11 protein-coding genes are annotated in these 14,721 nt (G+C 71.0%); 5 read left to right on the top strand and 6 right to left on the bottom strand.

Annotated elements, in window-relative coordinates; all coding sequences use genetic code 11:
* Window positions 1-22: 22 nt before the first annotated feature.
* On the top strand, window positions 23-2,509 hold the full coding sequence (locus tag LEL83_RS07640) for a DNA gyrase/topoisomerase IV subunit A (RefSeq protein ID WP_225558354.1): 2,487 nt from the start codon (window positions 23-25) through the stop codon (window positions 2,507-2,509).
* A 127-nt stretch (window positions 2,510-2,636) separates the two neighbouring features.
* Here the strand turns inward: LEL83_RS07640 and LEL83_RS07635 are convergent, their stop codons facing one another.
* Window positions 2,637-4,763, bottom strand: coding sequence for a DNA gyrase/topoisomerase IV subunit B (locus tag LEL83_RS07635; RefSeq protein WP_225558353.1), 2,127 nt, complete (start codon window positions 4,761-4,763; stop codon window positions 2,637-2,639).
* Between the two features lie 168 nt (window positions 4,764-4,931).
* Here LEL83_RS07635 and LEL83_RS07630 point away from each other — a divergent pair, with 168 nt between their 5' ends.
* A complete protein-coding gene (locus LEL83_RS07630) occupies window positions 4,932-5,156 on the top strand; it encodes a DUF7455 domain-containing protein (protein ID WP_070418799.1) in 225 nt (74 codons plus the stop codon).
* A gap of 90 nt (window positions 5,157-5,246) precedes the next feature.
* On the opposite strand, the gene LEL83_RS07625 is transcribed toward LEL83_RS07630, so the two are convergent.
* From LEL83_RS07625 to LEL83_RS07605, 5 genes are all read right to left on the bottom strand, one after another.
* The gene (locus tag LEL83_RS07625) at window positions 5,247-6,020 is read right to left on the bottom strand and encodes a type 1 glutamine amidotransferase (RefSeq protein ID WP_225558352.1); all 774 of its coding nucleotides are present in this window, start codon (window positions 6,018-6,020) and stop codon (window positions 5,247-5,249) included.
* Window positions 6,017-7,276, bottom strand: coding sequence for a MurT ligase domain-containing protein (locus LEL83_RS07620; protein ID WP_198658446.1), 1,260 nt, complete (start codon window positions 7,274-7,276; stop codon window positions 6,017-6,019). Before LEL83_RS07620 ends, LEL83_RS07625 begins: the two co-directional genes overlap by 4 nt.
* Window positions 7,277-7,282: 6 nt before the next feature.
* The gene (locus tag LEL83_RS07615; protein ID WP_198658445.1) at window positions 7,283-8,557 is read right to left on the bottom strand and encodes an RNA polymerase sigma factor; all 1,275 of its coding nucleotides are present in this window, start codon (window positions 8,555-8,557) and stop codon (window positions 7,283-7,285) included.
* 192 nt (window positions 8,558-8,749) lie between these two features.
* A complete protein-coding gene (locus LEL83_RS07610; protein ID WP_198658444.1) occupies window positions 8,750-10,069 on the bottom strand; it encodes an MFS transporter in 1,320 nt (439 codons plus the stop codon).
* 154 nt (window positions 10,070-10,223) lie between these two features.
* Entirely contained in the window at window positions 10,224-11,153 is a 930-nt protein-coding gene (locus LEL83_RS07605; protein WP_198658443.1) for a proteasome assembly chaperone family protein, read from the bottom strand.
* Between the two features lie 76 nt (window positions 11,154-11,229).
* Between LEL83_RS07605 and LEL83_RS07600 the strand changes: the two genes are divergently transcribed.
* The 3 genes from LEL83_RS07600 to LEL83_RS07590 all read left to right on the top strand — a co-directional run.
* Window positions 11,230-12,729, top strand: a complete 1,500-nt coding sequence (locus LEL83_RS07600; protein WP_225558351.1) for a leucyl aminopeptidase — start codon at window positions 11,230-11,232, stop codon at window positions 12,727-12,729.
* A 154-nt stretch (window positions 12,730-12,883) separates the two neighbouring features.
* Window positions 12,884-14,257: a dihydrolipoyl dehydrogenase gene (lpdA, locus tag LEL83_RS07595; RefSeq protein WP_225558350.1), complete on the top strand. Its 1,374-nt coding sequence runs from the start codon at window positions 12,884-12,886 to the stop codon at window positions 14,255-14,257.
* Between the two features lie 73 nt (window positions 14,258-14,330).
* A partial coding sequence (locus LEL83_RS07590) for a biotin/lipoyl-containing protein (RefSeq protein WP_308009891.1) occupies window positions 14,331-14,721 on the top strand: 391 nt, incomplete at its 3' end.

Genomic DNA, 14,721 nt, shown 5'->3' with positions numbered 1-14,721 from the left:
CCGATTCTCCCAGAAAGGTGCCATGGCACGCACGGACGCAGTCGGCCTGCCCGACGGTGAGCGCATCGAGGACGTCGACGTCTCCGAGGAGATGCAGGGCTCCTTCCTCGAGTACGCGTACTCCGTCATATACTCGCGGGCGCTGCCCGACGCCCGCGACGGCCTGAAGCCGGTCCAGCGTCGCATCCTGTACCAGATGGCGGAGATGGGGCTCCGGCCGGATCGCGGGCACGTGAAGAGCGCCCGCGTCACCGGCGAGGTGATGGGCAAGCTGCACCCGCACGGCGACGGCGCGATCTACGACGCCCTGGTGCGCATGGCCCAGCCGTTCACGATGCGTGTGCCGCTCGTCGACGGCCACGGCAACTTCGGGTCGCTCGACGACGGCCCCGCGGCCGCCCGGTACACCGAGGCCCGGCTCGCCGAACCGTCGATGACGATGACCGAGGGCCTGAACGAGGACGTCGTCGACTTCGTCCCGAACTACGACAACCAGATCATGCAGCCCGGCGTGCTGCCGGCGGCGTTCCCGAACCTGCTCGTCAACGGCGCCTCGGGCATCGCGGTCGGCATGGCGACGAACATGGCGCCGCACAACCTGGGCGAGGTCGTCGAGGCGGCGAAGCACCTGCTCCTGCACCCGCAGGCCAGCCTCGAAGAGCTCATGGAGTTCGTGCCGGGTCCGGACCTGCCGTCCGGCGGCACCATCGTCGGGCTCTCGGGCGTCCGCGACGCCTACGCCACCGGCCGCGGCTCGTTCCGCACCCGCGCGAAGGTCAGCGTCGAGAACCTCACGCCGCGCAAGGTCGGCCTCGTCGTCACCGAGCTGCCGTACCTGGTCGGTCCCGAGCGCGTGATCGAGAAGATCAAGGACGGTGTCCAGAGCAAGAAGCTCGTCGGCATCTCCGACGTCAACGACCTGACCGACCGCAACCACGGGCTGCGGCTCGTCATCGGCATCAAGAGCGGCTTCAACCCCACGGCCGTGCTCGAGCAGCTCTACAAGCACACCCCGCTCGAGGACGGCTTCGGCATCAACAACGTCGCGCTCGTGGGCGGGTCGCCGCGGACGCTCGGGCTGCGCGAACTGCTCGACGTCTACGTGCAGCACCGGCTCGACGTGGTCACCCGCCGGTCGCAGTACCGGCTGGCACGCCGCAAGGAGCGGCTGCACCTGGTCGAGGGGCTGCTCATCGCGATCCTCGACATCGACGAGGTCATCCAGGTCATCCGCACCTCGGACGACTCCGAAGCGGCGCGCAACCGCCTGCGCGACGTCTTCGACCTGTCCGAGGTGCAGGCCGAGTACATCCTCGAGCTGCGCCTGCGCCGCCTGACGAAGTTCTCGCGCATGGAGCTCGAGGCCGAGCGCGACCAGCTGCTCGCCGACATCGCCGCCCTCGAAGAGCTGCTGGCGTCCGACGAGCGGCTCCGCGCGCAGGTCGCGCTCGAGCTCACCGAGGTGTCGGACCGGTTCGCGACCCCGCGCCGCACGCTGCTCACCGAGGCCGACGCCCCGGTGAAGGGCGGTCGCAAGGCCGCCGTCGACCCGGAGTCCCTGCAGATCGCCGACTCCCCCTGCCGCGTGCTGCTCTCGACCACCGGGCGGCTCATCCGCGTCGACATCCCGACCTCGGAGCTCGGCATCGTGCGGGTGCCGAAGCGCTCGAAGCACGATGCCGTCCGCTCCGCCGTCGTGAGCACCGTGCGCGGGCAGATCGGCGCGCTCACGTCGACCGGCCGGGTGCTGCGGCTCTCCCCCGTCGACGTCCCCGCCGTGCCGCCCGCAGCGGTCCGACTCGACGCCGGCGTCCGGGTCACCGACTTCCTCGCGCTCACCAAGGGCGAGACGGTCGTGGCCCTGGTCGACCTGTCCGGCGCGTCCGACGACTCGCTGGCGATCGGCACCGCGCAGGGTGTCGTGAAGCGCGTCGTGCCGGGTGCGTGGCCCGACAAGCCGGAGTTCGTGGCCATCGGGCTGAAGCCCGGCGACCACGTCGTCGGCGCTGCCCAGGCGCCGGAGTCCGACGACCTGGTGTTCATCACCTCGAACGCGCAGCTGCTGCGGTTCCCCGCGTCCGCCGTCCGCGCGCAGGGGCTGCCCGCCGGTGGCGTCGCCGGGGTCGCCGTGGCGTCCGGAGCGTCGATCATCTGGTTCGGTTCCGTCGCCCGCTCCGACGACGCCGTGGTCGCCACGGTGTCCACCACCTCGACCGCGCTGCCGGGCACCGATGCCGGCCGGGCGAAGGTCTCCGCGCTGTCGGAGTTCCCCGCGAAGGGCCGTGCCACCCAGGGTGTCCGGGCCCACGCCTTCCTGAAGGGCGAGGACGGCCTGACCGTGGCGTGGGCCGGCATCGCGCCGCCGCACGCCGTCGGCACCGACGGGGCCGCTCGGACCCTGCCCGACTGGTTGTCGAAGCGCGACGGGTCGGGAGCGCCGCTCGAGGCCGTCATCGGTTCGATCGGCGGCAGCGCCGCGACGCTCGACGGCACCGCCGGCGAGGCGTAGGCGGCGGCGGCGCCGGCCGTGGCCGCGGCTGCGGCGTCGCGGCGGTCGCGGCGCGGTTTCGCGCTGAGCGACACCTCACGGGCTCGCGGCCGCGTGGGCTGTCGCTCAGCGCGTGAGTTTGCGCGCGCTAGGCGTCGATGCGGTCGCGGTCCAGACCCTCGCCGGCCAGGATGAACTCCTTGCGCGGGGCCACGTCGTTGCCCATGAGCAGCTCGAACACCTTCGCGGCGCTCTCGGCATCGGTCACGTTCACCCGGCGCAGGGTGCGGTGCGCGCGGTCCATCGTGGTCTCCGCCAGCTGGTCGGCGTCCATCTCGCCCAGGCCCTTGTAGCGCTGGATCGGCTCCTGGTACTTCTTGCCCGTCCGCTCGAGCTTCTTCAGCACGGTCTGCAGCTCCTGCTCGGAGTACGTGTACAGCGTGTCGTTCGGCTTGCCACGGTTCACGACGACCACCCGGTGCAACGGCGGCACCGCGGCGAAGACCCGGCCCTGTTCGATCATCGGGCGCATGTACCGGAAGAACAGCGTGAGCAGCAGCGTGCGGATGTGGGCGCCGTCGACGTCGGCGTCGGACATGATGATGATCTTGCCGTAGCGGGCCTGGTCGATGTCGAACGTGCGGCCGGAGCCGGCGCCGATGACCTGGATGATCGACGCGCACTCGACGTTCGAGAGCATGTCCGACACGGACGCCTTCTGCACGTTGAGGATCTTGCCACGGATCGGCAGCAGCGCCTGGTACTCGCTGTTGCGGGCGAGCTTCGCCGTGCCCAGGGCCGAGTCCCCCTCGACGATGAACAGCTCGGTGCCCTCGGTCTCCTGGGAGCGGCAGTCCGCGAGCTTCGTCGGCAGCGAGGAGTTCTCGAGCGCGTTCTTCCGTCGCTGCGTCTCCTTGTGCGCCCGAGCCGAGATGCGGGTCTTCATCTCGGACACGACCTTCTCGAGCAGGGCGGCCGACTGCGCCTTCTCGGTCCGCTGCGTCGAGGTGAGGATCTCGGTCATGCGCTTCGACACGACCTGGTCGACGATCTTGCGGACCGCTGGGGTGCCGAGGATCTCCTTCGTCTGCCCCTCGAACTGCGGTTCGGGCAGCCGGACGGTGAGCACGGCGGTCATCCCGGCCAGCACGTCGTCCTTGTCGAGCTTGTCCTGGCCGACCTTGAGCTTGCGGGCGTTCGCCTCGACCTGGGCGCGGACGGCCTTCACCACACCGGACTCGAAGCCGGCCTGGTGCGTGCCGCCCTTCGGCGTCGCGATGATGTTGACGAAGCTGCGGAACACGGTCTCGTACCCGCTGCCCCACCGGAGGGCGAGGTCGACCTCGCAGGAGCGCTCGACCGACGTGGAGACCATGTGGCCCTTGTCGTCGAGCATCGGCACGGTCTCGGTGAAGGTCCCGGTGCCCTGGATGCGCCAGACGTCGGTGAGCGGGGCGTCCACGGCGAGGTGCTCGACGAACTCGCCGATGCCGCCCTCGTACCGGAAGCGCTCGACCACCGGACCCGCCGCGACCTGCGTGCCGGTCGCTTCGGCGCGGGTGGCCGCTGCCTCGATCGACGCCGGGCGCGCGTCCGTGATGGTGATGCCGAGCCCCGGCACGAGGAACGCCGTCTGCCGGGCGCGCGTCACCAGGTCGTCGGTGCTGAACCGCGCGTCGGACGTGAAGATCTGCCGGTCGGCCCAGTACCGGATCCGTGAGCCCGTGACGCCCTTCTTGACCTTGCCGACCACGCGCAGCTCGCTGCCCGAGGTGAAGGGCGAGAAGGGCGCGTCCGGCCCGACACCCGCCGAGTCGTCGAACGTGCCGGGCTCGCCGCGGTGGAACGACATGGCGTAGGTCTTGCCGCCGCGGTCGACCTCGACGTCGAGGCGCTCGGACAGCGCGTTCACCACCGAGGCGCCGACGCCGTGCAGACCACCCGACGCCGCGTACGAACCGGACCCGAACTTGCCCCCGGCGTGCAGCTTCGTGAACACGACCTCGACCCCGGTCAGACCGGTCTTCGGCTCGACGTCCACCGGGATGCCGCGCGCGGTGTCGCGGACCTCGACCGAGCCGTCCGGGTGCAGCACGACACCGATCTCGTCACCGTGTCCGGCGAGGGCTTCGTCGACCGAGTTGTCGATGATCTCCCACAGGCAGTGCATGAGCCCGCGGGAGTCGGTCGACCCGATGTACATGCCGGGACGCTTCCGGACCGCCTCGAGCCCCTCGAGGACGGAGAGATGGCGTGCGGAGTAGTCGGAGCTCACCGGGCGAGTTTACCGAGCAGCACCGACACCCAGCGCGGGGACACTCGCACTGGGGACAGCCGATCCGCGCTGAGCGAAACGGGGCACCACAATGCGCCACTCCCAGGCATCACGTGTTGAAATGGTCCAACCAACCCGCACCACCTGCAATCCGTGAGGAGCACAGCAATGACCCAGACCGTGCAGGACCTCTCCATCGACGAAGTCAGCAGCCACCAGCTCACGGCTGCCGACCGCTGCGACAGCTGCGGGGCACAGGCTTACATCCGCGCCACCATGGCCAGCGGCGAACTGTACTTCTGCGCCCACCACGGCGCCGAGTTCAAGGACAAGCTCGCGGCGACCGCCATCGAGTGGCACGACGAGAGCAGCCGACTCTACGAGTCGAAGTAGCGTTCGCCGACGCGACCGCAGACAGACGGGAGGCCCGGTGCCAGCTGGCACCGGGCCTCCCGTCTGTCGTGTGGTCGGGACCGACCACCGTCAGGCGATGCGCTTGAACGCCTTGTCGACGTAGCGGTCGACCGTCGCCCGCGCCTCGCGCGCGTACCGGTCGATCGTCGCGGTCCGCTCCGGGTCGGGCTCGTACGAACGTCCGAGCCGCGCGGTCGCCGCGGCGAGCACGGCGTCGGTCAACTGCGGGTTGAGCGGCAGGATCGGGCCCTGCGTGTGCGTGCCGAAGGCGCTCCCGACGATCGCACCCTCGACCGGTGTCTCGGCCTGGTTGCCACCACCGGACATGACGTCGGCGAAGGGGCTGACGCCCGGCGCCAGTTCGATGCGGGTGGCGTGGTCCTCGAAGCCCGCGAGGCGCTTCGGCGCTCCGGGGAGCAGCGGGTACCGGGTCTCGAGCACGAAGTAGTTCACCCGGCGCTCCGCGCCGCGGACGGCCCGGGCGTCGAACACGCCGAACCCGTCGATCGGCGTGCCCTCGGTCGGGACGACCGCGTTGGTGGCCAGGTCGAACCCGCCCCCGACGGCGACGACGGGCACCCCGGCGGTGGCGAACTCGCGGATCGCCGCACCGACGCGCGTGACGTCGGCGCCGAGCGAGCGCATGGCGCTGAGCGGACCGTTGCCGATCACGACGACGTCGGCCTCGGTGGGCAGCACGTCACCGGGGGCGTACTCGACGACCTCGGTCGCGATGTCGGCGGCCTCGGCACGCCGCACGAGCGCCGCGACGTTGCCCCGGTCGCCCGACACACCCATCTGGCGCGGGTAGACGTGCAGGATGGTCAGCCGGTCGGCCGTCATGCGGTCTTCTCCATGTCCGGGTGGCCGAGGGCCTTCCGGGCGATCATCATGATCTCGTAGTTGACGATGAAGTTCTTCGTCCCACGGGTCGTCGAACCCAGCTGCTCCATGTGGCGGATCGCCGCCTCGACGTCGGGCTCCACGCGGCCGATGCGGACGCCGGCGTGCTCCAGCGCGATCGCGATCTGCCAGGCCTTGTCGCCGGAGACGACGTCGACGTGGTCGAGCTTCGAGAAGTCGATGTCGTAGATCCACGAGATGTCCGGCGTGCCCTCGTCGATCGCCATGAGGACCTGCTCGGGCTGGTCGGGCAGGGCGTCGAGGTTGAGCTGCAGGCTCGCGGCGTTCTTGAACATCGTGAACTCGGCGGACTCGCCGGCGATCGGCAGCCGCTCGCCGCGGCCGTAGGCCGGCTTCATGGTGCCGAAGGCCTTCGTCACGGCGTCGGCGCGGAACTGCTCGCCCAGCGCGGCACTCGCCGTCGCCGTGGCCGCTGCCGCGTCGACCGCGTAGTGCAGGCCGCGGGCCGGCAGGCGCACGGGGATGTCGGTGCCCGCGAAGCGCAGTGTGGCGCCGTCGCCGGTGTTGACGACGACCTCGGCGTCGGCGGTGTTCGGCACGGCGTCACGCCGGTCGAAGTCGTCGGCGTTCTGCAGCCCGTTCGGGGCCGCGGCCACGACCTCGGCGCTCGCACCGAAGCGCAGCACCCGCTGACCGGCGACGCCCGCGTAGGCGTCGAGGAACTGGTCGTCGCGGTTCGTGATGACGTTCGCCGTCGACAGTGCGGCGGTGTCGAGCATCATCGTCGCGACCCGCTCGGTCTCGAAGAACCGGTAGAGCTGGTCGACCTGCACGTTGAGCATGGTCACCGTGGACGGCGACAGGATGCCGGCGAGCTCGACCGCGAAGGCCTCGTCGACCTCGAGGATGCCGATGTCCGCCTTGAGCTTGCCGGTCAGCGAGACCTCGGAGAGCAGCGCCGAAGCGATGCCCTGCGGCAGGTTCGCCCCGGACGGGTTCGTGAAGACGCGGAGCCCGTGCGCCCGGACGATGTCCGAGATCATGTGCGTCGTCGTCGACTTGCCGTTCGACCCGAGCACGAAGACGACGCCGTTCGGGAACTGCTTCGTCACGTGCTGCAGGAAGTCCGGCACGAGCTTGAGGACGATGAAGCCCGGGTAGGCGGACCCGCCGCCCCGCGCACGGGCGAGGGCACGGAGGATCCGCCCGATCAGGATCGGGATGAAGAAGCGCATGCCGGCTTACTCGAGGTAGTCGCGCAGCGACTGCGACCGCGACGGGTGGCGGAGCTTCGCCATCGTCTTCGACTCGATCTGGCGGATGCGCTCACGCGTCACGCCGAACGTGTCACCGATCTGGTCGAGGGTCTTCGGCTGGCCGTCGCCCAGGCCGAAGCGCATGCGGATGACGCCCGCCTCGCGCTCGGACAGGGAGTCGAGCAGGCTCTCGAGCTGCTTCTGCAGCATCGTGAAGCCCACCGCGTCGGCCGGCACGACCGCCTCGGTGTCCTCGATGAGGTCACCGAACTCCGAGTCGCCGTCCTCGCCCAGGGGCGTGTGCAGCGAGATCGGCTCGCGGCCGTACTTCTGCACCTCGACGACCTTCTCCGGGGTCATGTCGAGCTCGCGGGCGAGCTCTTCCGGAGTGGGCTCGCGGCCGAGGTCCTGCAGCATCTGGCGCTGCACGCGGGCGAGCTTGTTGATGACCTCGACCATGTGCACGGGGATGCGGATCGTGCGGGCCTGGTCGGCCATGGCGCGGGTGATCGCCTGGCGGATCCACCACGTCGCGTAGGTCGAGAACTTGAAGCCCTTGGTGTAGTCGAACTTCTCGACCGCACGGATCAGACCGAGGTTGCCCTCCTGGATGAGGTCCAGGAACTGCATGCCGCGACCGGTGTAGCGCTTCGCGAGCGAGACGACCAGTCGGAGGTTCGCGCCGAGCAGGTGCGACTTCGCACGCTGACCGTCGCGGGCGACCCAGCGCAGTTCACGCTCGGCGGGCTTCGACAGCCCCGTCGCGTGCTGCAGCTTGTCCTCCGCGAACAGGCCGGCCTCGATGCGCATCGCGAGCTCGACCTCCTGCTCGGCGTTGAGCAGCGCGACCTTGCCGATCTGCTTGAGGTAGTCCTTCACGGGGTCGGCGGTCGCACCCGTGATGGTGGTCGAGTAGACCGGCGCCTCGTCGTCGTCGGTCTGCGAGATGACGAGCGCGCCGGCGGCGACTGCGGCCGCGGCGTCCGGCTTCGCCGTCTTGTCGTCGGACTCCTCGGTCTCGTCGACCGGCTCCTCGACGGGCTCGTCGGCGGCGATGGCCTCGTCGACGGCGTCGGTCTTCTTCGCCTTCGGGGCAGCCTTCTTGGCGGGGGCCTTCTTGGCAGGGGCCTTCGCGGCGGGCGCCTTGGTGGCGCGCTTCTTCGGCGCGGCGGTCCCCTCGGCGTCGGCGGCGTCCTGCGCCACCGCGCCCTCGGGTTCGGTGTCCTTCGTGGGATCGATCGTCGTGCTCCGGGCAGCCATGCGATCACCTCTCTCGTCGTGCCACGTTCGTGGGGTCGTGGCCTCCCTCGCCGCCCAGGTCCCGCGGCGCAGTCCCCCGCGTCGTACGAGTCCACCGTTCCGGGCAGCACGAGGACCCATGTCAAGTCCCCCGAGTTCACCGGCGCACCGAAGTGTTCCGACAGACAGGGGTCCCGAACGGGTCCGGGTTCATTATTGCACGTGCCGCTTCCGCAGGCGTGCAACGAGTGCAACCCAGAGCGGGCCCACACGTATTCCTTCCTCGGCGTGCAGCACGCGGCGGGTCCGGCGCCGTGCGTGCAGCAGCATCCCGACCCCGAACCCGACCACGACGTACTGCACGGTGAGGGCGATCCGGAAGTTGTCCCAGGCGAACACCGTCTGGCCGGTGGCGCGCGCGGTCAGGTCGAGCAGGACGCCGATCAGGTACATCATCACGAAGGCCGCCAGGAAGCCGCCGACGTTGACGACGCCGTTCGCCGACCCGAGCGAGCCGACGGGGTTGAAGGTGCGGGCGAAGTCGAACCCGATGAGCGAACCCGGACCGCCGATGCCCATCGCGACGACGAGCAGGACGAGCAGCCACGTCGGGGGGTGCCCTGGCCACAGCAGGATCGCCGTCCAGATGACCGCGAGCAGCACGACCACGCCGAGCACCAGGTTCGAGCGGCGCATCGGGAAGCGGGCGCACAGCACCCCGAGCACCGGACCGGCGACGAACCCGACGACCACGATGACGGTGAGGAACCCCGCCGCCTCACCCGGCGTGTACCCGAGCCCGCGGAGCATCGGCACGCCCCAGAGCAGCGAGAACACCGTGCCGGACGACTGCGTCACGTAGTGCGACCAGAACCCGAGCTGCGTGCCGGGACGGCGCAGCGCGTGCCCGAACGTGCCGAAGGCCGCGCCCCAGGAGTGCGGCAGCGGGATCGTGTCGGTCCGGACGGGCACGGGACCGTTCCGCACGAACACCGCGGCGAGCACGAGTCCGACCGCGCTCGCTGCCGCGGCGACGCCGAACGCCGGCGTCCAGCCGACCGAGTGGAGCAGCACGGCGAACGGGAACGCCGACAGGACCTGCCCGATCTGTCCGAGGTTGCCCGTCCACTGCGAGATCTGCGGCAGGATGCGCCCGCTGAACCACATCGGCACCAGGCGGATCACGGAGATGAAGGTCATCGCGTCGCCGGCGCCGACGAGCACCCGCCCCACGATGGCCGGTGCGATCGACGGCGAGACCGCGACGACCGCCTGCCCGACGACGAGCAGCGCGGCGCCGAGCAGGACCAGGCGGCGCGGGCCGACCCGGTCGAGGGCGATGCCCACCGGGATCTGGAGTCCCGCGTAGACGGCGATCTGCACGACGGCCAGGGTGGACAGCACGGCGGCGGACACGGCGAACCGGTCCTGCGCGTCGACACCCGAAACCCCCAGCGAGGACCGCTGCACGACGGCGAGGACGTAGGCGAGCACCGCGACGCCCCAGATCAGGAAGGCACGACGGGAGTTCACCGCACCAGGCTACCGACGCCGCCGACGTCGATACGCGACGGCCGTCGCCCACGCGCGTCGCGTCGTGCAGGCGACCGCAGGGCGGTCTGGAGGCACGGCGCGGGCCCGCACCGCGCCTCCAGACCGCCCCGTGGGGACGCTGGGACCCCGACCGTCAGTCGGTCGTGTCGCCCTGGGTCCGGCGGTCGGCCAGGAAGCGCTCGAGTTCGGCGGCGATCGCGTCGGCGGTGGGGACCTCGCCGTCGACGCCCGTCAGGGGCGACGCGACCGGGTTCCCCTCCATGTAGGTGTCGTGCCGTTCCTCGAGCACGGAGACCAGGCGCTGCAGCTCGGCGTTGCCGAGCACCTGCTCGTCCACGCGGTTGCGGAACTCGCGGCCCGACTCGCGCAGGGCGTCCGTCGGGAAGATGAGCCCGGTGGCGGCGGCGATGCCCGACAGCGCGGCGACCGCGGCGTCGGGGAACTCGGTGTCGGACAGGTAGTGCGGGACGAGCAGCACGAGCCCGGTGACCTGCGCACCGGAGCCGGCGAGCCGGTGCTCGACCAGGTGCAGGACGTTCGCCGGTGCCTGGGTCTCGGGCTTCCAGACGCTCATCTGCTCGACCAGATCGGCACGCGTGCCGGAGACCGTGAGGCTGATCGGCCGGGTGTGCGGGACCGGCATCGGGATCGACTGCACCCACGTGGTGTCGGCGACCTGCAGCTCGGCGGCGAGTCCGGTGACGGCGTCGACGAAGCGGTTCCACTGGAAGTCCGGCTCGTAGCCCGACAGGAACAGGAACGGCTGACCGATCTCGTCGCGCACCAGGTGCAGGGCCAGTCGGGGCGGTTCGACGGCGGCGATGTGGTCGTGCTCGAAGGTGATCACCGGGCGACGGGCCCGCCAGTCGAGCAGCGCGTCGGGGTCGAACTCGGCCACGAGCTCGGTCTCCAGGTCCTCGAGGACCGCGGTCGTGACCTGCGCGACGGCCGATCCGGCGTCGGCGAAGCCGGTGAGCCCGGCGACCAGGTGCAGCCCGGCGGGCACGGTCGGGGCGTCAGCGTCGAACGTGTAGAGCTCCTCGGGGTGGTTCACCGTCCCCATGCTAGGCGGGCCCCCTGACGTCCCCGGTGCGTGGTGACGACGCCGACAGCGAACAGCCCGTCGGTAGGGTTGGGGCATGGTCCGACCGACGCTCTCCACCACCACTTCCGCCCCCGAGACCACCACCGCCGACGTGCTCGTCGTCGGGGTGCATCCGGCACCGACCGGGTCGGGCGACGCGACCGGTTCCGGCGCCTCGCTCGCGCCGAGCGCGCTTGGAGCCGTCGACGCCCTCGCGGGCCTCGACCTGGCCGCCATCGGCGTGACCGGGGCGAAGGACCAGCTCGTCCGCCTGCCCGCCACCGGCGTCGGTGCGCGGTCGGTCGCGCTGATCGGCCTCGGGTCCGCGACGGGTGCGGCGGCGATCCGTGCCGCCGCCGGCAGCGCCGTCCGCCAGCTCCCCCAGGTCGACTCGATCACGCTCGCGCTGCCGACGGACTCCGCCGAGCTCGTCGACGCCGCACTCGAGGGTGCCGCACTCGGCGCCTACGCCTTCACCCGCCACAAGGGCGCCGGCACGAAGGCACCCGCCCGCGGTGACCAGCGCATCGAGGTCGTCGCCCCGGCCGACGTCGCCGCCGACGCCGCCGTGCGCCCCGCGATCGTGGCGGACGCCGCGTCGCTCGTGCGCGACCTGGTGAACACCGCGGCCGGCGACCTCGGACCGCAGGACGTCGCCGACGTCGCGACCGGCTTCGCCTCGGACCTGCCGCTCACCGTCGAGGTGCTCGACGAGCACGCACTCGAGGAGCAGGGCTTCGGCGGCATCCTCGGCGTCGGTCGCGGCTCGGCCCGCCCGCCCCGCATGGTCGTCGTGCGGTACGCGCCGGAGTCGGCCACCAAGCACCTCGCCCTGGTCGGCAAGGGGATCACCTTCGACTCGGGCGGCCTCTCGCTCAAGCCCGCCGCCTCGATGCTCGGCATGAAGACCGACATGACCGGCGCCGCCACCGTGCTCGCCGCGACGGTCGCCGCCGCGCGCCTGGGGCTGGACGTGCGCGTCACCGCCTGGCTCGCCCTGGCCGAGAACATGCCGTCCGGCACCGCGACCCGCCCGGGTGACGTCCTCACGCTGAAGAACGGCACCACGGTCGAGGTCACGAACACCGACGCCGAGGGCCGCCTGGTCCTCGGTGACGGCATGGCCGCGGCGTCCCTCGAGCAGCCCGACGCGCTGGTCGACGTGGCGACGCTCACGGGCGCCCAGGTCGTCGCACTCGGTGACCGCACGACGGGCCTGATGGGCAGCGACGACCTCGTCGCCACGCTGCGCGCGGTGGCCGAGCGTGTGGCCGAGCCGATCTGGCCGATGCCGCTCCCCGAGGAACTCGACGCCCGGCTGGCCAGCGAGGTCGCCGACATCGTCAACGCCACGGTGGGCAACCCGGCCGGCGGCATGCTCCTGGCGGGCAAGTTCCTGGAGCGCTTCGTGGGCGACGGTGTCCCCTGGGCGCACCTCGACATCGCGGGTCCGTCGGAGAACAAGGGCGGCGGCTACGGCTGGCTGGGCAAGGGCGCGACGGGCGTGATGGTCCGGACCCTCGTGGCCCTCGCAGAAGACCTCCAGTCCGAGTAGTAGGTTTGGTACCGGTGGGACCGGCGCACCGACGCGCCGCCCACCGGTACTGCACGGGACGGGACCGGAACCATGCGGTCCGACCGTCGGACGCCGCTCCCCGCGGTGTCCAGTGGGCCCGATCGGCCCGACACGCACGAGGGAGTTGCACCAGGTGACGGAACAGACTTACGACGTCGTGGTCCTCGGTGGCGGGAGCGGTGGATACGCCGCAGCGCTCCGGGCCGCCGAGCTCGGCATGAGCGTCGCGCTCATCGAGGGCGACAAGCTCGGAGGGACGTGCCTGCACCGCGGGTGCATCCCCACGAAGGCGCTCCTGCACGCGGCGGAGATCGCCGACGGCACGCGGGACGCCGAGAAGTACGGCGTCATCGCCGAGTTCGCCGGCGTCGACGTGCCGAAGGTGATCGACTACCAGCAGGGCGTCATCAACTCGAAGTACAAGGGCCTGCAGGGCCTGATCAAGGCCCGCGGCATCACCGTCGTGAACGGCTGGGGCCGCCTGACCTCGCAGAACACCGTGCAGGTCGGCGACCAGACCGTCACCGGCAAGAACATCGTGCTCGCCACCGGTTCGTACTCGAAGTCCCTGCCCGGGCTCGAGATCGGCGGCCGCGTGATCACGTCCGAGACCGCGCTCCGCATGGACTACGTCCCGAACAAGGTCGTCATCCTCGGCGGCGGCGTCATCGGCGTCGAGTTCGCGAGCGTCTGGAAGTCGTTCGGCGCCGAGGTCACCATCGTCGAGGGCCTGCCGCACCTGGTCCCCGCCGAGGACGAGTCCATGTCGAAGCAGCTCGAGCGCGCGTTCCGCAAGCGTGGCATCGAGTTCTCGCTCGGGGTCCGGTTCCAGGGCGTCGAGCAGCACGAGAACGGCGTCGTCGTCACCCTGGAGGACGGCAAGACCTTCGAGGGCGACGTCCTGCTCGTCGCGGTCGGCCGTGGCCCCGTCACGCAGAACGTCGGCTACGACGAGGTCGGCGTCGCGATGGACCGCGGGTTCGTCACCACGAACGAGCGCCTCGCCACCAACCTGCCGAACGTCTACGCCGTGGGCGACATCGTCCCCGGCCTGCAGCTCGCACACCGCGGCTTCCAGCAGGGCATCTTCGTCGCCGAGGAGATCGCCGGGCTCAACCCGGTCGTCATCGAGGACAAGAACATCCCGAAGATCACCTACTCCGACCCCGAGGTCGCGTCGGTCGGTCTCTCGCAGGCCAAGGCCGAGGAGCAGTACGGCGCCGACAAGGTCGACTCCTACGAGTACAACCTGGCCGGCAACGGCAAGAGCCACATCATCGGGACCTCCGGTTCGGTCAAGGTCGTGCGCGTCGTGGACGGCCCCGTCGTCGGCGTCAGCATGATCGGTGCCCGCGTCGGCGAGCTCATCGGCGAAGCACAGCTCGCCGTGAACTGGGAGGCCTACCCGGAGGACGTCGCGCCCCTGGTGCACGGCCACCCGACCCAGAACGAAGCCCTCGGCGAGGCGTTCCTGCACCTCGCGGGCAAGCCGCTGCACGCGCTGTGACCGGCACCGGTCCGCGCACTGTGACAATGACACCAACCACCACTGCAATCCCCCGCGAAGAGGAGTCCACCCGATGAGCGAATCCGTCAACCTCCCGGCGCTCGGCGAGAGCGTCACCGAGGGCACGGTGACCCGATGGCTGAAGAACGTCGGTGACCGGGTCGAGGTCGACGAGCCGCTGCTCGAGGTCTCGACCGACAAGGTCGACACCGAGATCCCGTCTCCGATCTCCGGCGTCGTCGAGGAGATCCTCGTGCCGGAGGACGAGACCGTCGAGGTCGGCACCCCGCTCGTGAAGATCGGCGACGGCTCGGGTTCGTCGGACTCCGGTTCGTCCGACTCCGGCTCGGAGTCGTCCGAGTCCGGTGACGCGAACGCCGCCGCAGCAGACGCCGAGGAGCCCGAGGCAGCCCCGAGCACGGAGCAGGAGGCCGAGACCCCGGCCCCCGAGCCCACCGAGCCCG

It is taken from the genome of Curtobacterium oceanosedimentum (assembly GCF_020297365.1).
GTDB lineage: Bacteria > Actinomycetota > Actinomycetes > Actinomycetales > Microbacteriaceae > Curtobacterium.
The sequence above is the reverse complement of the archived record's forward strand: the minus strand, read 5'-3'. Positions and strand labels throughout refer to the sequence as shown.

Bases quoted from the DNA above. Each gene is read 5' to 3' on its own strand.
- LEL83_RS07640 (WP_225558354.1), top strand. From the start codon at position 23: ATGGCACGCACGGACGCAGTCGGCCTGCCCGACGGTGAGCGCATCGAG.
- LEL83_RS07630 (WP_070418799.1), top strand. From the start codon at position 4,932: ATGACCCAGACCGTGCAGGACCTCTCCATCGACGAAGTCAGCAGCCAC.
- LEL83_RS07625 (WP_225558352.1), bottom strand. From the start codon at position 6,020: ATGACGGCCGACCGGCTGACCATCCTGCACGTCTACCCGCGCCAGATG.
- LEL83_RS07620 (WP_198658446.1), bottom strand. From the start codon at position 7,276: ATGCGCTTCTTCATCCCGATCCTGATCGGGCGGATCCTCCGTGCCCTC.
- LEL83_RS07615 (WP_198658445.1), bottom strand. From the start codon at position 8,557: ATGGCTGCCCGGAGCACGACGATCGATCCCACGAAGGACACCGAACCC.
- LEL83_RS07605 (WP_198658443.1), bottom strand. From the start codon at position 11,153: ATGGGGACGGTGAACCACCCCGAGGAGCTCTACACGTTCGACGCTGAC.
- LEL83_RS07600 (WP_225558351.1), top strand. From the start codon at position 11,230: ATGGTCCGACCGACGCTCTCCACCACCACTTCCGCCCCCGAGACCACC.